General features: G+C 29.0%; 14 protein-coding genes and 1 other annotated feature. All 14 genes read left to right on the top strand.

All coding sequences use genetic code 11. The annotated features are described in order from the left end of the window. The first annotated feature begins 52 nt into the window (after positions 1 to 52). The 14 genes from IC175_RS09645 (at position 53) to IC175_RS09710 (ending at position 20,607) form a co-directional block, all read left to right on the top strand. Entirely contained in the window at positions 53 to 1,420 is a 1,368-nt protein-coding gene (locus IC175_RS09645; RefSeq protein WP_227436718.1) for an MATE family efflux transporter, read from the top strand. A gap of 212 nt (positions 1,421 to 1,632) precedes the next feature. Next, the gene (locus IC175_RS09650; RefSeq protein WP_227436716.1) at positions 1,633 to 2,898 is read left to right on the top strand and encodes a 30S ribosomal protein S1; all 1,266 of its coding nucleotides are present in this window, start codon (positions 1,633 to 1,635) and stop codon (positions 2,896 to 2,898) included. Between the two features lie 118 nt (positions 2,899 to 3,016). Then, positions 3,017 to 3,736: a phosphatase gene (locus IC175_RS09655; RefSeq protein WP_227482944.1), complete on the top strand. Its 720-nt coding sequence runs from the start codon at positions 3,017 to 3,019 to the stop codon at positions 3,734 to 3,736. 20 nt (positions 3,737 to 3,756) lie between these two features. After that, positions 3,757 to 4,203 (top strand): hypothetical protein, encoded by a 447-nt coding sequence (locus IC175_RS09660; protein WP_227845900.1) that lies wholly within the window; start codon positions 3,757 to 3,759, stop codon positions 4,201 to 4,203. Between the two features lie 156 nt (positions 4,204 to 4,359). Continuing rightward, positions 4,360 to 4,604 (top strand) — a binding site (T-box leader). 129 nt (positions 4,605 to 4,733) lie between these two features. Beyond that, a complete protein-coding gene (gene leuA / locus IC175_RS09665; RefSeq protein WP_227436712.1) occupies positions 4,734 to 6,476 on the top strand; it encodes a 2-isopropylmalate synthase in 1,743 nt (580 codons plus the stop codon). Beyond that, positions 6,433 to 7,710, top strand: coding sequence for a 3-isopropylmalate dehydratase large subunit (gene leuC, locus IC175_RS09670; RefSeq protein WP_227436709.1), 1,278 nt, complete (start codon positions 6,433 to 6,435; stop codon positions 7,708 to 7,710). Before leuA ends, leuC begins: the two co-directional genes overlap by 44 nt. A 14-nt stretch (positions 7,711 to 7,724) precedes the next feature. Further along, a complete protein-coding gene (gene leuD / locus IC175_RS09675) occupies positions 7,725 to 8,216 on the top strand; it encodes a 3-isopropylmalate dehydratase small subunit (RefSeq protein ID WP_227436706.1) in 492 nt (163 codons plus the stop codon). Between the two features lie 6 nt (positions 8,217 to 8,222). Beyond that, on the top strand, positions 8,223 to 9,293 hold the full coding sequence (gene leuB, locus IC175_RS09680; protein ID WP_227436704.1) for a 3-isopropylmalate dehydrogenase: 1,071 nt from the start codon (positions 8,223 to 8,225) through the stop codon (positions 9,291 to 9,293). A 307-nt stretch (positions 9,294 to 9,600) separates the two neighbouring features. Beyond that, entirely contained in the window at positions 9,601 to 10,116 is a 516-nt protein-coding gene (locus IC175_RS09685; protein WP_227436702.1) for a PaaI family thioesterase, read from the top strand. Positions 10,117 to 10,471: 355 nt separating this feature from the next. Further along, complete coding sequence (locus IC175_RS09690; RefSeq protein ID WP_227436700.1) at positions 10,472 to 11,548, top strand: pyridoxal-phosphate-dependent aminotransferase family protein; 1,077 nt, start codon at positions 10,472 to 10,474, stop codon at positions 11,546 to 11,548. Between the two features lie 239 nt (positions 11,549 to 11,787). Then, a complete protein-coding gene (locus IC175_RS09695) occupies positions 11,788 to 12,729 on the top strand; it encodes a D-2-hydroxyacid dehydrogenase (protein ID WP_227824771.1) in 942 nt (313 codons plus the stop codon). Between the two features lie 31 nt (positions 12,730 to 12,760). After that, entirely contained in the window at positions 12,761 to 14,011 is a 1,251-nt protein-coding gene (locus tag IC175_RS09700) for a DUF1015 family protein (RefSeq protein WP_227482941.1), read from the top strand. A gap of 879 nt (positions 14,012 to 14,890) precedes the next feature. Then, the gene (locus tag IC175_RS09705; RefSeq protein ID WP_227851461.1) at positions 14,891 to 18,439 is read left to right on the top strand and encodes a diguanylate cyclase domain-containing protein; all 3,549 of its coding nucleotides are present in this window, start codon (positions 14,891 to 14,893) and stop codon (positions 18,437 to 18,439) included. A 233-nt stretch (positions 18,440 to 18,672) separates the two neighbouring features. Then, positions 18,673 to 20,607, top strand: coding sequence for a YgiQ family radical SAM protein (locus IC175_RS09710; RefSeq protein ID WP_227851462.1), 1,935 nt, complete (start codon positions 18,673 to 18,675; stop codon positions 20,605 to 20,607). The last annotated feature ends 12 nt before the right edge of the window (positions 20,608 to 20,619 follow it).

Raw genomic sequence — 20,619 nt, forward strand, 5'->3', positions numbered from 1 at the left:
GTATTTTTAATAGTAATAGATTTAAACATTAAATTATTAAGGAGGTTTTAAGATGGAAAATTCAAATACTGATTTAGGTCGTGAGAATGTAGGCAAATTGCTTTTTAAATTGGCTACACCAGCTATTATTGCACAAATTGTGAATGTTTTGTACAACATAGTAGATAGAATCTTTATTGGTAGAATGGAAAGTGGCGAAGTTGCTATGGCAGGTGTTGGAGTAGCATTTCCTATAATAATTATAATAACTTCATGTAGTTATTTAATTGGTATGGGGGGAGGACCTTTAGCTGCCATAAAAATGGGGGAACAAGATAATGATGGGGCAGAGAAAATAATGAGTAATAGTTTTTCTGTATTAGTTATTTTGGCGATACTATTGACTATAGGTTTTCAGATTGGAAAAGAACCCTTACTTTGGCTATTTGGAGCAAGTGAATCTACAATTGGATATTCAATGGATTATTTGAATATTTATTTAATAGGGACAGTATTTGTTCAAATTTCACTAGGTATGAATACCTTTATAAATACTCAAGGATTTGCGACAACTGGTATGATTACAGTTGCTATAGGAGCTTTGATAAACATAATACTAGACCCAATTTTTATATTTGGATTTGGTATGGGGGTAAAAGGAGCTGCATTAGCCACTATAATTGCACAAGGAGTTTCTGCTATTTGGGTATTGGTATTTCTATTTGGAAAGAAAAGTATACTTAAGATAAAAAAGAAATACATGATGCCTAAAGCAAGTATTATTTTGCCAGTATTAGGTCTGGGAATTTCTCCATTTATAATGCAATCTACAGAAAGTTTAGTGCTTATAGCCCTAAATAGCAAATTACAGATGTATGGAGGAGATTTAGCAGTAGGTTCAATGGCAATAATGAGTAGTATAATGCAAATTCTTATGCTTCCTAACATGGGATTTACACAAGGGGCACAACCAATAATAAGTTACAATTATGGTTCAGGACAGATTGACAGAGTAAAAAAGACTTTTAAGTTATGTTTATTGTCATGTTTTACATACTCTGCAATTTTGTGGATTTTACTTATGATATTCCCTACGTTCTTTGTAAGTATATTTAATAAAAACCCACAATTACTTAGTATGACTAGTTGGAGTATAAAAATATATTTTGCTGGCTCTTTTATGTTTGGAATACAATTAGCTTGCCAGCAGACATTTTTAGCGCTTGGAAAAGCAAAAATATCTTTAATTTTAGCTCTTCTTAGAAAAGTTGTACTTTTGATACCTTTAATATTTATACTTCCAATGTTTTTTGATGAAAAACTTTTTGCTGTACTTTTAGCAGAGCCAATTGCAGATATAACAGCAGCCACTATTACAGCAATTTGTTTCTTTGTGTTTTATAAATGTTCTCTATCAAAACCTAAAGTAATAGAGGAGTAAAATATAAATAGTAGAAAGTTTTTAGGAGCATATATTATTAGTTAAAAATTAAAATTTGTATTTTAATTTAAGAAGATATTTTTTATAATTTACAAAGATACAAACTAGAATTAAAATTTAAAATTATAGTAAGAAAAATGTAAGTATTTGCAATATTAATGGTATAATATTTACAGATATGATAATCAATAAGAGGAAAGGATGTTTATATAATGGAAAATGATTTAACAATGCAAGAGCTACTTGAGCAACAAGAGCAAGTGTTCAGCAAAGTGAAAGTTGGGGAATTGATAACTGGAAAAATAACTGCAGTGAGAAATGATGAAGTACAACTAGAATTAGGTTATGGGTTTGATGGAATAATACCTATAAGTGAATTAAACATAGAAAAAAATCAATCTATAGAAGAGTTATATCATATAAATGATGAAATAACTGCTATAATAACAAAAGTATCTCAAAAAGATGGAACAATAACTTTATCTAAGTTACAATTAGATAGAAAAAATGATTTTGCTGATTTACACAAAGCTTATGATGAACATAGAATAATAACTGTAAACGTTGAAAAAAATATAGAAAAAGGTGTATTTGCTAATTACAATACATATACATTTTTTATACCAATTTCTCAGCTTGACACAAAGTTTATTACAGATACGTCTAAATTTGTTGGTCGTAACTTAGAAGTATATATAAAAGAAATGGATGCTAGAAAAAATAGATTTGTAGCATCTCATAGAGACGTATTACAAGAACGTATAAATAAAGAGAGAGAAGAAAGAAGAGTTCAAATTAAGGCAGAAAAGGAAGCCGAAAGAGCTAGAATAAAACATGAAAGAGAAGAAGAAAAAGCTCGTATTAAATTAGCCAAAGAAGAATTGTTTAATTCCCTTGAAGTTGGTCAGAAAAGAGATGGTAAAGTAACAAAGATAATGTCTTATGGTGCATTCATAGATATTGGTGGAATTGAAGGATTAGCACATATAAATAACCTATCTTGGACAAGAGTTGAAAGTGTGGAAGATGTTGTCTCTGAAGGTCAAGAAGTGGAAGTTTATGTATTAGATGTAAATCAAGAAACTAAAAAAATTGCACTAGCATTAAAAGATATAAACAATGACCCATGGGATTTAATAGCAAAAGAATTACAAGTTGATGATGTTGTTAATGCTAAAGTTCTTAGAATTATAGAAAAGGGAGCTTTTGTCCAAATCGAAGAAGGTGTAGATGCTTATTTACCAATTTCTGAATTGAGTGATACTAGAGTAGCTAAAGTTACTAATGTTGTTAATATTGGAGACGAAATTAAAGTTAAAATTCTTGATTTTAAACCAAAAACTAAGAGAATGTTAGTTTCGATAAAAGAAGCAACTAGAGAGCCAGAAGAGGATATAACAGAGTTTTTAGAAGTAGAAGAATCTCTAGGAAGTATTGGAGAATTATTTAAAGATAAATTTAAAGACTTAGAAATATAAAATAATCAAAAAGGGGGGCTGTTTTAAAACATTACTCTGTCTATTTTGACAGCTTTAGTTTTAAAATAGCCCTTCAACTATCTATAAAAATTTATATACAGTATTAGGAGGAAAATTAATGAAAAAAGCTATTATAGATGTACATTGTCATACTTTAATAAGTGGACATGCACATAGTACTTTTAAAGAAAATGTTGAAGAAGCAATTCAAAAAAATATAAAATATTTAGGCATATCAGACCATGGTCCTAATATGCCAGGAGGACCACATCCATTTTACTTCTATAATTTACATCTACTTCCACGCCAAATACAAGATTTAAAAATTCTTAGAGGTATAGAAGGAAATATCATGGATTATGATGGAAACTTAGATGTTCCAGAAGACATGCTACAACATTTAGATTATATAATTGCAAGTTTGCATAGACCTTGTATAGCTTCAGGTACAAAAGAAGAAAATACAAATGCTATTTTAAAAGTGATGGATAAACCTAGAGTAAAGATAATTGGGCATCCAGATGATAGTAGATATCCTTTAGATTATGAGTCTATAGTAAAAAAAGCAAAGGATAAAAATATTCTTTTAGAAATAAATAACTCTTCATTAAGTTCAAATTCTCATAGAACTGGAACTTGGGAAAATGCAAGTGAAATGTTACTATTATGTAAACAATATGGTGTAAGAGTTATTCTTGGTACAGATTCGCATATATGTTACTCTATAGGTGAATTTGAAAGTGCAGAGAAAGTTTTAAAATCAGTGGATTTTCCAGAAGAACTAGTAATAAATTATCATGAAGATGAAATTGTAGAGTTTTTTAATATAAATTTTTAGAATTTTAGGAGTGAGAAAATTTGAGTAAAAATAAGTTTATCTACATGAATTATTATGACAATGGTTATTTCAAAAAGGGAATGGTTATAAATATGGTTTTAGCTCTTATAATTTTGGCCACAATTTTTATATACTCAACAACATTTTTATATCTTTTATGTATAATAACAGCGGTTTTTCTTTTTAAGCAAGGTCGTGATTTTTCAAATAGATATAAGGGAAAAGTATATCTTACTCTTGATAATCATTCAATATCAATAAATAATCAATGTATTTTCAGTATAAAAGCTAGAAAAAATCAAAAATTTAACTATAAAGTAATAGAAAAAATAGAAGTAACAAAAAATATATTAAATATATGTGCTGATAATTTTAATTACAAAATTAGATTAAATGCATTGAGTTTGGAAGATGAAAAAAAATTATTGAGTACAATAGATGAAAAGATAAAAAAATTTAAGGGGTAATACCATACTATTTTCAATAGTTAGCATGATTTAGAATATTACTTGACAAAAATAAATAATAAAAAAATACAGATAATTATTTTTTTATGTTGACAATACATTTTAATGTGTATATAATAACTATTAAATCAAAATATTTAGAAAATTTAAATGATTTTAAAAGCGATGAATAGAAGTAGTAAGAATCATGAAACTTCCAGAGAGCTAAAGTATGGTGTGATTTAGCAGTTGATAATTCTGAACTTGTCTAGGAGCTGTTTCCTGAGTTGTGTAACTTAGGATAACCGTATTTCCACGTTATAGGAAAAATAGCTATTATAATAATTAGTAGTAGCTATTACTAAGGGAGCTTTTTAAAAAGCTAAATAGAGTGGTACCGCGAGCAAAACCTCGTCTCTAGTTTTACTAGAGATGGGGTTATTTTTATTCTAATGATAAATCTAACATTTGTACTTATGAATTGAAAAGGGGTAGAATTGCGTCGATATAAGGTATACTGAATACAAAAAACAGAAAAGGGGGAAAATAACATGAAATATGGAAAATATAAAAAATATAATAGAATGAAAATGGTAAATCGTAAATGGCCAGATAACGAAATAACAAAAGCTCCAGTTTGGTGTAGTGTCGATTTAAGAGATGGAAATCAATCACTGCCAACACCTATGAATGTAGAAGAAAAAGTCAGAATGTTCCGAATGCTTTTGGATACAGGGTTTAAAGAAATAGAAGTAGGCTTTCCATCAGCATCAAATACAGAGTATACATTTTTAAGAAAGCTAATAGATGAAAATATGATTCCAGATGATGTAACTATACAAGTACTTACACAATCTAGAGCTCATCTTATAGAAAAAACATTTGAATCAGTAAAAGGATGTAAGAAAGCAATAATACATTTATATAATTCTACATCTGTTCTTCAAAGAGAAGTGGTTTTTAATATGAGTAAACAAGAAATCATAGATATAGCAGTTGAGGGAGCAAGATTATTCAATGAAGAAGCAAAGAAATATCCTGAAACAGAGTTTATTTTTGAATACTCACCTGAAAGTTTCACAGGTACAGAAATGGATTATGCACTTGAGATATGTGAGGCAGTTATAGATGTGTGGAAACCAACGCCACAAAAGAAAGTTATAATAAATCTTCCATCAACAGTAGAAATGGCAACACCAAATATATATGCAGACCAAATAGAATGGTTTTGTGAAAATATAAGCTGTAGAGATTCTATTATAATGAGTTTACACACTCATAATGATAGGGGAACTTGTACAGCAGCAAGTGAACTTGGATTATTAGCTGGAGCAGATAGACTTGAAGGTACATTATTTGGAAATGGTGAAAGAACTGGTAATATGGACATAGTAAATGTGGGTCTTAATCTTTATACACAAGGAATAAACCCAGAATTAGACTTTAGTAATATTGATAAAATGATAGAAATATATGAAGATTGTACAAAACTTACAGTACATGATAGACATCCATATGCAGGAAATCTTGTACATTGTGCCTTTTCAGGTTCTCACCAGGATGCTATTAGAAAAGGTATGATAGCAATTAGCAATAGAAATGATGGTTGTTGGGAAGTTCCATATTTACCAATAGACCCTCATGATATAGGAAGAGAATACAAAGAAATCATTAGAATAAACAGCCAATCTGGAAAAGGTGGAGCTGTTTATATAATGGAAACAGATTATGGTTTCATGATACCTAAAAATATGCATGCTGATTTTGGAAATGTGGTTAAAATGGAATCTGATAGAATAGGAGCGGAACTTAGCAGTGAGTCAATATTTAACTTATTCAAGAAGGAATATATTGATGTTGAGAGTCCATATAAAGTTAAGAAATATAAGATAAAATCAATGGATGAGATAAACTATGAAAGTGATGATTCTGATGATACTAATATGATTGAGATGACTGCAAGAGTAACTTATATGGGTAATGAACAAAGGATTGTTGGAATAGGAAATGGGCCAGTAGATTCATTTAATAATGCATTAAAACAATGTGGAATGAAAGATTATAAATTTAGATATTATTGGGAACATGCATTAGAGGAAGGTTCACATTCAAGAGGTGTGGCCTATGTGGGAATAGAACATAATGATAAAGTTTATTTTGGGGTAAGCATATCAGAAAATATAAATACAGCAGCTATTAATGCTCTTATGAATGCAATAAATAAAAGTTATATTGAGGAGGAAGCAGAAAATGGGGATGACTATGACGCAGAAAATCTTAGCGAAACATGCTAATTTAAATGAGGTTAAGAAAGGACAATTGATTGAAGCAAACTTAGATATAGTTTTAGGCAATGATATAACATCACCAGTAGCTATTAGAGAATTTGAAAAGTTAGGAATTGAGGATGTTTATGATAAATCTAAAGTGGCAATAGTTTTGGACCATTTTACACCTAATAAAGATATAAAGAGTGCAGAGCAGTGTAAGTTTACAAGAAGTTTTGCAAAATCCAAAGGAGTGGTCAATTTCTTTGATGTAGGGGATATGGGAATAGAACATGTTCTTCTTCCTGAAAAAGGTATAGTAACAGCAGGAGATGTAGTAATAGGTGCCGATTCTCATACTTGCACATATGGAGCGTTAGGCGCTTTTTCCACTGGCGTAGGTTCAACTGATATGGGAGCTGGCATGGCTACAGGAAAATGTTGGTTTAAGGTACCTGGTGCAATAAAATTTGTCCTAAAGAATAAGCCAAATAAATGGATAACTGGAAAAGATGTAATACTTCATATAATAGGGAAGATAGGTGTTGATGGGGCACTTTACAAATCAATGGAATTTTGTGGAGATGGAGTAAGTAATCTATCTATGGATGATAGATTTACTATTTGTAATATGGCAATAGAAGCAGGGGCTAAAAATGGAATTTTTCCAGTAGATGATAAAACTATAGAATATATAAATTCACATAAGTGTACAACAACAGAAAAAGTTGTAAATGTATACGAAGCAGATGAAGATGCAATTTATGATGAAGTATATGAAATTGACTTAGCTACATTAAAAGAAACAGTAGCTTTTCCACATCTTCCTGAAAATACTAAAACAGTAGATGAGATTGATAACGATATAAAGATAGACCAAGTTGTAATAGGCTCTTGTACAAATGGAAGAATATCAGACCTTGAAGTTGCAGCTGAAATCATGAAAGGTAAAAAAGTTGCAGATGGGGTTAGAGTGATGATATTTCCTGGAACTCAAAAAGTATATCTTGAAGCAATAGAAAAAGGATATATTACTATCTTTATAGAAGCAGGAGCAGCTGTTTCTACACCAACATGTGGACCATGTCTTGGAGGTCATATGGGTATACTTGCAGCAGGAGAAAGGTCAGTTTCAACAACAAATAGGAACTTTGTAGGAAGAATGGGTCATGTTGATTCAGAAGTCTATCTTGCCAGTCCAGCTGTAGCAGCAGCATCAGCTATAACTGGAAAAATATCAAAACCATCAGAAATAATTTAAGGGAGGTAAAGTTTATGATTGCTAATGGAAGAGTTTTTAAATTTGGTGATAATATAGATACAGATGTAATAATACCAGCTAGATATTTAAATATAGCTGATTATAAGGAACTATCAACACACTGTATGGAAGATATTGATGATAAGTTTGTATCTAAAGTAAAGGCAGGAGATATTATAGTTGCAACTAAAAATTTTGGATGTGGTTCATCAAGAGAACATGCTCCAATCGTAATAAAAGAAAGTGGAGTATCCTGTGTAATTGCATCAACTTTTGCTAGAATATTTTTTAGAAATTCTATAAATATAGGGCTTCCAATACTTGAATGTGAGGAAGCAGCTAATAGCATAGAAGAAGGTGATACTATAGAAGTGGATTTTTCAACAGGTGTAATAAAAAACATAACAAAAGGAACAAAATATAAGGCTGAACCATTTCCTGAGTTTATGCAAAATATCATAACAAATGAAGGTTTAATTAACTCAATAAAGGTAAACAGGGGGTAATGGTGTATGAATTGTAAAGTAGCAGTCATAAAAGGTGATGGTGTTGGGCCAGAAATTATAAAAGAAGGTATAAAGGTCTTAAATAAAATTTGTTATAAATTTAATCATAAATTTGATTGTGAATATGTATTGGCTGGAGGATGTGCAATTGATGAAACTGGAGAACCTCTACCTGATAAAACTGTTGAAATATGTCGAAAAAACGAGGCGGTATTACTTGGAGCTGTTGGGGGTCCAAAGTGGGATAAATGTAAAGGGGATGCAAGACCAGAAGCAGGTCTTTTGAAATTGAGAGAATCCTTAGGCTTATTTGCAAATTTGAGACCAGCAACTATATATGAAAGTATAAAGGAATCTTCACCACTTAGAGCAGATATAGTAGAAAAAGGCATTGATTTTGTTGTTGTGAGGGAGTTAACAGGGGGCATTTATTTTGGAGAACGTGGAAGAAAGATTATTGATGGTGTTGAAGAGGCTTATGATGTAGAGGTATACAATGAAAATGAAATAAGAAGAATTGGAAGAAGGGCTTTTGAAATCGCTAGAGATAGAAAGAAGAAGCTTGTCAGTATAGATAAAGCAAATGTGCTTGAAAGTTCAAGACTTTGGAGAGGTATTATGGAGAACTTAGCTAAAGAATTTGATGATGTAGAGCTATCACATATGTATGTTGATAATGCTGCTATGCAAGTTGTGAAAGACCCTAGCCAATTTGATGTAATAGTGACTAATAACATCTTTGGAGATATAATATCTGACGAAGCATCCATGGTTACAGGTTCTATAGGTATGTTACCATCTGCATCACTTCGAGAAGATAGCTTTGGAATGTATGAACCAATACATGGGAGTGCTCCTGATATAGCTGGAAAAGATATTGTAAATCCAATTGCAACTATTTTATCTGTCGCAATGATGTTAAGACATAGCTTTAATCTAGAAGATGAAGCTAAATGCATTGAAGATGCAGTACAAAATGTACTTAGAAAAGGATACAGAACTAGTGATATATATAATAGTATAGGAACTGTTGTTGGTACAAAGAAAATGGGAGAATTAATAGTAAATGAAATTTAGAATTATAGTTTAATTTATATAATACGATTTGGTCATATAATGGGGGGCATTAGTAAAAAATTTATTGTGAAATAGTTTTATATTTAGGGTAAAAGAGATATTTTATTTTTAAAGCACAACATGATTTTAGGTAATTTTAATTACATAAAATCACGTTGTGCTTTTTTATAAAATAACACTTTGGATTAAGATTTTAATGCTGAAATAGCCTATTTTTGTTTATTAGAAATTTGCAGGGATTTAATTAATATTATATAATATATTTTAGTATTATGAATATTAAGTGACTGTCAATATTAGTTAGGAGATGGAGTTTTTGGGAAAATATAAGGTTTTAAAAAAGCAAAATAGTAGTAAATCTTGTTTAGTTTGTGGAACACAAAATGAATTAGGATTAAAAGCAGATTTTTATGAACTTGAAAATGGAGAGCTTGTATCAATTTGTAATACAAAAGATTGGCATCAGAGTTATCCAGGGAGAGTTCATGGAGGTATGTCTGCTGCAATATTAGATGAGACTATTGGAAGAGCTGTAAGTATAAATGATGACCAAATATGGGGGGTTACAGTATCTTTGGAATTGAAATATAAAAAGCCAGTACCAACAGATGCTACTATAAAAGTAGTTGGAAGGATAACTAAAGAAAATAGAAAATTATTTGAAGGTACAGGAGAAATAATTTTGCCAAATGGAGAGATAGCAGTAACAGCAACTGGAAAATATATGAAGATGCCTATTGGTCAAATAGCAGAAGGTGATTTTTCTGATGAAGAATGGTTCTTTGCTGAATCAGAAGAAAAAGTTGAATATATTGAGATTTAAGTGATTACATATTTGCTATGTAAAATGATGTGTTAAAAAATATAAAATTGAAAAACATAAGATAAAAATAACTTAGCTATACTTAAAAAAAATTCTTATAATAGCATTAAATTTACACGTTAAAAAAAATAATTTATATATTTAAAAAGTGTATTTTTTTTATGGGTAGAATTCAGAAAATTCAAACTAATGATGAGGTATAAAATGGATGATTTCACAAAATATAGAAAATAAATTATATATAAAATATAATTTTTATGTTGACATACTTAATTTAGCTTGATATTATAGATATTAAAAATAAGGACAGTAAACACACTATCCATATTACAAACTAAAAAAGGAGGGAATTATAATGAGTAAGAAATTATTTATTCCTGGTCCTATTGATGTTAGAGCAGAAGTCTTGGAAAAGATGGCTACACCAATGATAGGACATAGAGGGAAAGATGCATCTATACTTCAAAAAAGTATAAGTGAAAAAATGCAAAAACTATTCTATACCAACAACACGATACTTTTATCCACGTCGTCCGGAACTGGTTTAATGGAAGGCTCCATTCGTTCCTGTACATCCAAAAAGGCAGCAGTATTTTCCTGTGGGTCCTTTGGTGATAGATGGTACAAAATGGCAGTGGCTAATAATGTCCCAGCGGATATATTTAAAGTTGAATTAGGAGAGGCAACAACACCAGAAATGGTTGATAAGGTGCTTTCTACCGGAGAATATGATTTAATAACCGTAACTCACAATGAAACTTCAACTGGAATAAGAAATCCAATAGAAGAAATTGGAGAAGTTGTTAAAAAATATAAAGATGTGGTCTACTGTGTAGACACTGTAAGTTCAGCCGGTGGAATAAAAGTCGAGGTTGATAAGATTGGAATAGATATTTGTATAACATCATTACAAAAAGCACTGGGATTACCACCAGGAATGTCTATTTGCACATTTTCTCAAAAAGCAATCGATAGAGCTAAGCAAGTACCTTTTAGAGGAGTTTATTTTGATTTGTTAGAAATGTATGAATACTTAATCAAGAAAAACTACCAATACCCTTCAACACCATCTCTTTCTCACATGTTCGCTTTAGATTTCCAATTAGATAATATATTAGATGAAGGCCTAGATAATAGATTCAAACGACATGAAGACATGGCAAACTTAGTTAGAATCTGGGCTAAAAAACACTTCCAAATTTTTACCAATGAAAATCACTTATCCAATACACTTACTGTTATAGAAAATACTCAAGGTATTAGTGTATCAAATTTAAATTCAAAATTACAAGAACGAGGATTCCAAATAGCAAATGGCTATGGCAATTTAAAAGAAAAAACTTTTAGAATTTCACATATGGGTGACTATACTGTCGAAGATGTACAAGAATTATTAGATAATATTGATGATATATTAGGTTTTAATAAGTAATATTACAAAATTATGTGTATTTTAAGTTAAATTTAAAATATATAAAATAAAATGTGTTTTATGAAAATTACATATTAAATTTTTAACAAACATTAATGAAATTTGATATGACTTTAATAAAAAATATTTTGAAAATTATATAAATAGAAAGTGTAATTAAATAAAGTTTTTTAGTGATGAAAATACTTTAAAAAATAAAAATTGGAAAAATTAAGTGAATATAATTGGAGGAGTTTGTTATGTATAATATATTAATTACTGATGGAATAGAGAAAGATGCAGCGAGAAAATTGAGAGAGTTAAATTTTAATGTGATAGAAGAGTTTTATGAAAAAGATGTTTTAGGAGATAAACTTAAAGATGTTGATGTGCTTGTAGTACGTTCAGCTACTAAGGTTACTAAGGATGTAATAGACAAAGCATTAGAAGGTAAAAAGTTAAAATTGATAGTAAGAGGTGGGGTAGGATTAGACAATATAGATGTTAAATATGCAGAAGCTAATGGAATAAAAGTCATGAATACTCCAAATGCAAGCAGTATATCTGTTGCAGAACTTACAATAGGTCAATTATTTGTACTTGCAAGATTCATAAATACTGCAAATGTAACTATGAGAGATGGAAAATGGGAAAAGAAAAAATACAAAGGTACAGAAATTAATGGAAAAACATTAGGACTTATAGGTTTTGGAAGAATTGCAAAAGAAGTTGCAAAGAGGGCAGAACTATTAGGAATGAATGTCATATATACTGATATAATGGGTGAAGCACAAGGCTTTAACAAATATAGATTCTGTGATATGGAAGAAGTTTTACAAAAAGCAGATTTCTTATCTTTACACATACCTTTTGATAAGAATAAGGGGGCAGTAATAACTGAAAAAGAAATAAATAAGATGAAAAATGGAGCTTATTTAATAAACTGTGCAAGAGGCGGTTTGGTGGACGAAAAAGATTTACTAAAAGCATTAGATGAGGGTAAATTATCAGCAGCAGCTATAGATGTTTATGAGCAAGAACCTACATTAAATCTAGATTTAGTAAATCACCCAAGAGTTTCTCCTACACCTCATATTGGTGCATCTACAGTAGAGGCTCAAGAAAGAATTGGAGAAGAAATTGTAAATGTGATTCAAGACTACTTTCTTGACTTCAATAATCTAATAGGGGTAGCATTATAAAATATTTTATACAATTAGGAGGAATTTAGTAATGGCAACGATTAAACCATTTAAGGCGATTAGACCAAATAAATATATAGTAGATAAAGTAGCAGCACTTCCTTACGATGTTATGAATAGTGAAGAAGCTAGAGAAATTGCAAAAGGGAATCCATATTCATTTTTGCATATAGATAAATCAGAAATTGATTTAGATGAAAATATAAATTTATATGATGAAAAAGTTTATTTAAAAGCACGAGAAAATTTGGACGAATTTCGAAAACAAGAAATTCTAGTAAAAGAGGAAAAAGATTGTATATATATATACAAACAAGTTATGGATGGCAGAGCTCAAGTTGGTATAGTTGCATGTATTTCAGTTGATGAAAGCTTAGATGGAACAATAAAAAAACATGAGTACACTAGACCAGAAAAGGAAGTTGATAGAACTAATCATATAAAATACTGTGATGCTAATACGGGAACTATACTTGTAACTTACAAACATCAAAGATTAATAGATGATATGATAAATGATTTTATGGATAATCATGAGCCTTTATATGATTTTATAACAGATGACAAGATAGAGCATACAGTGTGGAAGATTGATAATGATGATATAATATGTAATTTAGTAAATGCATTTGGTAAATTAGATTATTTATATATTGCAGATGGTCATCATAGAACAGCTTCAGCAGAAAATGTAGCTAAAGAAATGAGAGCTAAAAATCCAAACTATACTGGAAAAGAAGAATTTAATTATTTTATAGCAATGATTGCACCAGATGAAAATCTAATGGTTTTAGATTATAATAGAGTTATCAAAGACTTAAATGGTTTAAATGAAGAAGAATTTATAAATAAAATAAAAGAAAATTTTGATGTAGAACAAATGAAAGGTAAAGAAAAATATAAACCTGACAAAAAAGGAACTTTCGGAATGTATCTAGGTGATAAATGGTACAAAATGAAGGCAAATAAGAATTTATTAGACATAGAAGACCCAGTTGACTCATTAGATATTTCTATACTACAAAATTATGTGATTGATGCTATTTTAGGAATTGAAAATCCTAGAGTAGATAAAAGAATTGATTTTATTGGTGGAATTAGAGGTATTGAGGAATTAGAAAGAAGAGTTAATGAAGATATGAAGGTAGCGTTTGCAATGTATCCTACTAGTATTGAGGATTTAATAAAAGTAGCAGATGCAGGCAAGATAATGCCAGCTAAGTCAACATGGTTTGAACCTAAGGTAAGATGTGGGCTATTCTTACACGAAATAAATGAATAATTAATAAAATTAAAGGCTAAAAAGTAAACTCTACTACTTTTTAGCCTTTAATTTTTAATTAAAAATAATAGTATAGTAATTTTAAATTATAAGAGATAGTTTTTCTAAAAAGCTATCTTTTTTTTAGATTTTTATATGGTAAAAATTTACATTTAACAGAAATAGAGTAATATTGTATGTTATAATTTAGAATGGAAATTTATATAGACAGTATTTATAATAAGCGTTAAAAGATATTTGTTATTATTATAGACTATATTGTTATATGAGCAAAATTAGAAAAATAAAAGGATATTAAAGTGACATGCTAGAATTATTATTCGGAAACTAAGTTTCAAGGATGAGTATGAAGCTTATAATTATTTTATAGTGTTGAAGCTTAAGAAAATGGTAATTCAATTTGGAAACAGGATTGATTATATAAAAAGTATAGTGATTAATTAGAAAAATAATGAATAATAATTAGTATATACTATGTTATTAAGCCTTATTAAAATCAAAAGAAAATTAAGTTATATTTTTAAAATATTCATTAAAATTAAAATGTTGAAAATGAGGATATATTGAGTTTAATTTTATCTTTAAATTAAAGTGGGACAATGTTAAATAGTATCTTATCTAAGAGGAACTTAAAAAATTGATTGAGGTATTTATAAGCATGAAAAGAATTATAAGGAATTTATTAATATAAGTATTATAAAAGAGAATAATTTTTATACATCAATTAATATATAATTAAAAGAAGTGTAAAATGAAAATTTTATAGATAAATTTAACTATATGTTGTTTGATTCTAATATAGGAAGAAATAAAATATGTATAAAAATAGGAAGATATAATATAAACATATAATATATTATATGTAATGAGGATGTGAGTATGGTGAACAGACTAAAGCCAAAAATTTTAGGTATTAGTATCTTGTTTATTATTATAATTATTTTAACCTGTGGGGCTATTTTTAAGTTTAAGTTTAAATTGGATAATAAGTTGAAAGAGACCACGCATACATATTTGTCAGAATTTACGGAGCATAACATAATTAATCTTAAGACAAAACTTAGTGGTCAATTTGACATGCTTGAATCTATTGCTAGTTTTATGGGAAATTTAGATAATATAAATAATGATATGATGATTAATTTAATGGAGTCTGGAGTAAAGCGAAGTTCTTTAATTAGAATGTCTGTTTCTACACTGGATGGAAAAAGTTATTCTAATGATGGAATTATTACTAATTTAAAAGATAGAGATTATTTTAAAAAAGCTAAAAATGGAGAAAAAAACATATCAGAATCTTTAAAATCCATTATTGATAAGAAAGAAATAATAGTTTTAGCTACTCCTATCTATAAAGATGAAAAAGTAGCAGGTGTTTTAAGTGGAGCTTATGATTCAACTAAATTGAATGAATTATTAGGCTTATCTGCATTTGATAAAAAAGCACACGTTTATATTGCCAAAAAAAATGGAGATGTAATTGCTCAAAATACAAACGAAAATAGTAAAATGTTATCATGTGTATTTAAACTTTTTAATAAGGATAATTGTGAGGAAGTAAATTGTTTAAAAGTTATAAAAGAAAATATTAAAAATGATAAATCTGGATATTCTAACTATAATTTAGATAATGAGAAATTTATGTTAAATTATCAACCACTTGGAATTAATGATTGGTATATTTTTTCTGTTGTACCAAGTGAAGTAGTATATATTCAGTCAGATAATATTTCGTATGATGTATACATATTTGCATTAGAAATATTATTAGTTATATTAATTTTTGTTGTATATATAGCTTATATTATAAATAACAATACTAAGACTATTATAAATGAAAAAGAAAAATTTAAGGCACTTACTGATAATATATTAGGAGGTGTTAAAAACTGCTTAAAAGATAAATATATGACTATGACTTATGTAAGTCAGGGGTTTTTGGAACTTACAGGTTATTCTGAAGAGGATTTAGATGTAGTTTTTAAAAATAAATTTAAAAATATGATTTATAAAGAAGATGTAGACAAGGTTAATAGTATCGTTTTGAATCAATTAAAAAGACAAGATAAAATTGAAGTTGAATATAGAATTGTAAAAAAAGATGGAAGTATAATTTGGGTTTTAGATAGAAGTAAATCTATAAAAGATAGTAAAGGGAATGAGTATATACAGGGAGTCTTAACTGATATAACAGAACTCAAGAAAATACAAGAAGAATTAGACTCAAAAAGGTTTGAAATAGAGACTATCAATGATAGCATTGTTGGTGGAATAGTGATAACTGAGATAAATGATGATTTTGATAGTATATATTTAAATGAAGGTTATTTAAATATGATTGGATACACACGTAAACAGTTAGAAGATGAATTAGATAATAAATTAATCAAGCTGATTTTCAGAGATGATAGAGCTGGAATGATTGATGATATAAATAAGCAACTTAAAGTAAATGATACATTTGCATGCGAACGAAGAGTTGAAAAACGAGATGGTAGTATTATATGGATTTTATTAAAAGGAAGAAAAATAGTTGATGAAAATGGAAACTCAGTACTATGTAGTGTAATTGTCGATATTACTTCTGCTAAATTATTAGAGCAAGAGCTTAAAAAGAGTGAAGAACGTCATGAGATTATTATAAAGCAGACACAAAATATTATAGTTGAATGGAATATAGAAAAAGACCAAATGAGTATTTCTCCTAATTGGTATAATAAATTTGGTTATGACCCTATAACTGAAAATGCAACGAAAAATATAACTAAATCAGTTGATATATATCATGATGATATAGATAAGTTTATTTTATTAACTAAGCTCACTTCATCAGGAAGTGAGTATGAGGAGTGTGAGATTAGGCTTAGAGTTAGAGATACTACTTATGCATGGTTTAGTATAAAAGCAACGACACTGTTTGATGATAATGGAATACCTTATAAAGTTGTAGGTAGTTTAACTGATATTGATGAATCAAAACGAGAAGCTGAAAAATTAAAAGAGAGAGCGGAAAAAGACCCACTAACAGGTTTATATAATAAAAAAGCATCACAAGCACTTATAGAAGAATATATAACATTGGATAAAAACAGACAAGGTACTTTAATGATTATTGATATTGATGACTTTAAAGGTATAAATGATAATTTAGGTCATTTATATGGTGATGCTGTATTAAGTGAAATTGCAAGTGATTTAATAAATTTATTTAGAGCATCTGATATAGTAGGAAGAATTGGTGGAGATGAGTTCATTGTTTTTATGAAAGATATTTCTGAAACAAAAGATATTATGAACAAAGCAGAGGAATTGGTCAAAACGTTTGAGAGGTCTTTTGTAGGTAAAGGATATAATTATAAAATATCTTTGAGTGTAGGGATTGCTAGATTTCCAAAAGATGGAACAGATTACATGCAGTTATTTAGAAATGCGGACATAGCTCTTTATTCAGCTAAGGGTAAAGGAAAGAATCGTTATGCCTTGTATGATAAAAAAATTGATAAAGTACAATATATAGCAAATACAAGAAATACAGATGAAAATACCAATGTAGCAAGGTCTTTTAAGGAACATATTACAAATTATATATTTGATATATTGTATGAATCAAATAATATAGAAATGGCTGTAAATTTGATTCTTGATATTGTGGGTAAACATTTTAATGTGAGTCGTGTCTATATATTTGAAAACTCAGATGATAACCTCTACTGTAAAAATACATTTGAATGGTGTAATGAAGGAATAACAGCAGAAATTGATAATCTTAAGAATATTTACTATGGTCATTTAGGCAATTATCTTTTAAATTTTAATGCAGATGGATTATTTTATTGTAATGATGTTGATAATCTCAATAGCGATTTAAAAAATTTGCTTAAAGCACAAGGGATATGTTCAATATTACAATGTAAAATTTTAGAAGGTAATGAATTTAGAGGATTTGTAGGATTTGATGAATGTTCATATAATCGTATGTGGACCAGTGATGAAGTGGATACACTTACATTTATTTCCAAGACGCTTAGTGTGTTTTTATTAAAAATGCGTATCCAAAGTAAGCTAGAGGAATCTTTAGAAGTTCAAAAGTCTGTAATGGATAACATGGACATATGGGCTTATGTTGTTGACAGAAACACATATGAACTGTTATTTATCAATAAAAAGATGCTTGAGTCAGCCCCAGATACACATGTAGGTGATTTATGTTATAAAGTACTATGGAACAATCAGAATAAACAATGTAGAAAATGCCCTATGAGTTGTTTAAAAGATGGAACTGATACTTGTAAATCATTTATGCGTAACAAAAAGTTTGGTGTAAATGTAAATATAACGGCAACAGCTTTAAAATGGTTTGATGGTAAAGATGCATGTTTAATATTTGGTAGTGAAGTAAATAGTGTTGAGTCTGAAGCAAATATTTAAATGAGCTTCTTGTAAAGATTTCCTAACTAATTGAATAAAACGTTTAAACTACTGTATTATAGATTTACTTAAAATCACAATTTTGATTTATTGAACCTAAAAGGTTCATATAAATTATTTAAGTTGTGGTTTTAAGTATTTTTTGTGTTATAATTAAGCGTTAAGAACAAAATTAAAAGATATTTTTAATTTTAAGAAAGTATTTGTTAAATATACATTGAGCAGGTGATGATATGGAAAATAGGTTTTTACCAATAAGTAAACAAGATATGATAGATAGAGGATGGGAAGAGCTAGACTTTGTGTTGGTTACAGGTGATGCATATGTAGACCATCATAGTTTTGGTACAGCAATAATATCTAGAGTTTTAGAAAATGCTGGATATAAGGTAGGTATAATAGCACAACCAAATTGGAAGACGACAGATGATTTTATGAAATTAGGAAAGCCTAGACTTGGATTTTTGGTTAATGCAGGGAATATGGATTCAATGGTGAATCACTATTCAGTGAGTAAGAAGCATAGAGATAAGGATATGTATTCTCCTGGTGGAAAAATGGGTTATAGACCAGATAGAGCTACAATAGTCTATTGTAATAAAATAAGAGAAGCATATAGCGATGTTGCAATAGTAATAGGAGGAATTGAAGCTAGTTTAAGAAGATTTTCCCATTATGATTATTGGAGTGATAAGGTTAGAAAGTCAATGTTGATAGATAGTGGAGCAGATTTATTAGTTTATGGAATGAGTGAAAAGCAGATTGTGGATGTAGCTAATGCACTTAATGATGGATATGAGCCCAAATATATTAGACATATTGATGGGACATGTTATGTTGCAGATACACTAGAAGAAATATACGATAACTATATATTGATTCCATCATATAAAGAAATATGTGAAGATAAAATGAAATATGTAGAGGCTTTTAAAATTCAATATGATGAACAAGACCCATTTAGAGGAAATATAATTGTTCAACCTCATGGAAGTAAGTATTTAGTTCAAAATAAGCCAGAGAAACCTCTAAATAGAGAAGAATTGGATGAAGTTTATGGATTACCATATCAAAAAACATATCATCCTGTATATGAGAAATCTGGTGGTATACCAGCTATAGAAGAAGTGAAATTTAGCATAGTAAGTTCAAGAGGGTGTTTTGGTAGTTGTTCATTTTGTGCAATAACCTTTCATCAGGGAAGAGCTGTTCAAAGTAGAAGTGAGAAATCAATTATTGATGAAGCAGTAGGAATAACAAAATTAAATGATTTTAAAGGATATATACATGACGTTGGAGGTCCAACAGCTAATTTTAGAAGGCCAGCATGTAACAAACAAATTACTAAAGGTGCATGTAAAAATAGACAATGTTTATCACCATCACCATGTAAAAACTTAGATGCAGACCATAGTGAGTATCTACATTTACTTAGAGCTGTAAGAAAATTACCTAACATAAAAAAAGTGTTTGTACGCTCTGGTATTAGGTATGATTATGTAATGGCAGATAAAAATAATAAGTTTCTTAGAGAGCTAATAGAACATCATGTAAGTGGTCAATTGAAGGTGGCTCCAGAACATATATCAGAAGAAGTTTTAGAATATATGCAAAAGCCAGCAGGAAAAACTTATGATAAGTTTAGACAGAAATTTTTTGCTATAAATGAAGAATTAGGTAAAAAACAATATTTGATACCATATTTAATGTCTAGTCATCCAGGGTCTACACTAAATAGTGCCATAGAGTTAGCTGAATATTTGAGGGATACTCATTATCAACCAGAGCAAGTTCAAGATTTTTATCCAACTCCTGGGACACTGTCAACTACAATGTTTTATACAGGAATAGACCCACTTACAATGAAGCCAGTTTATGTCCCAAAATCAAAACGAGACAAAGCAATGCAAAGAGCTTTATTACAGTATAGAGCACCTAGAAACTATGACTTGGTATATTCTGCACTAGTTGAAGCTGGAAGAGAGGATTTGATAGGTTTTGGACATAGATGTCTAATAAAACCAAAGGATGAGAAACCTTATTTTAATAGAAATAATTCTAATAAAAATAAGTCTAAGTCTTCTACTGAAAATAAAAAATATAATGCAAATAATAGAAACAATAAAAAACAACAAAAAAGTCCAAGTAAGAGAAAGAAAAAATATTAAAATAGAGTGTAG

The sequence above is a fragment of the Clostridioides sp. ES-S-0123-01 genome, from assembly GCF_020658415.1.
Classification (GTDB): Bacteria; Bacillota; Clostridia; order Peptostreptococcales; family Peptostreptococcaceae; genus Clostridioides.

Coding starts and splice junctions, on each gene's coding strand:
- IC175_RS09695 (WP_227824771.1), top strand. CDS start 11,788: ATGTATAATATATTAATTACTGATGGAATAGAGAAAGATGCAGCGAGA.
- leuB (WP_227436704.1), top strand. CDS start 8,223: ATGAATTGTAAAGTAGCAGTCATAAAAGGTGATGGTGTTGGGCCAGAA.
- IC175_RS09700 (WP_227482941.1), top strand. CDS start 12,761: ATGGCAACGATTAAACCATTTAAGGCGATTAGACCAAATAAATATATA.
- leuA (WP_227436712.1), top strand. CDS start 4,734: ATGAAATATGGAAAATATAAAAAATATAATAGAATGAAAATGGTAAAT.
- IC175_RS09685 (WP_227436702.1), top strand. CDS start 9,601: ATGGAGTTTTTGGGAAAATATAAGGTTTTAAAAAAGCAAAATAGTAGT.
- IC175_RS09655 (WP_227482944.1), top strand. CDS start 3,017: ATGAAAAAAGCTATTATAGATGTACATTGTCATACTTTAATAAGTGGA.
- IC175_RS09645 (WP_227436718.1), top strand. CDS start 53: ATGGAAAATTCAAATACTGATTTAGGTCGTGAGAATGTAGGCAAATTG.
- IC175_RS09710 (WP_227851462.1), top strand. CDS start 18,673: ATGGAAAATAGGTTTTTACCAATAAGTAAACAAGATATGATAGATAGA.
- IC175_RS09650 (WP_227436716.1), top strand. CDS start 1,633: ATGGAAAATGATTTAACAATGCAAGAGCTACTTGAGCAACAAGAGCAA.
- leuC (WP_227436709.1), top strand. CDS start 6,433: ATGGGGATGACTATGACGCAGAAAATCTTAGCGAAACATGCTAATTTA.
- IC175_RS09705 (WP_227851461.1), top strand. CDS start 14,891: ATGGTGAACAGACTAAAGCCAAAAATTTTAGGTATTAGTATCTTGTTT.
- IC175_RS09690 (WP_227436700.1), top strand. CDS start 10,472: ATGAGTAAGAAATTATTTATTCCTGGTCCTATTGATGTTAGAGCAGAA.
- leuD (WP_227436706.1), top strand. CDS start 7,725: ATGATTGCTAATGGAAGAGTTTTTAAATTTGGTGATAATATAGATACA.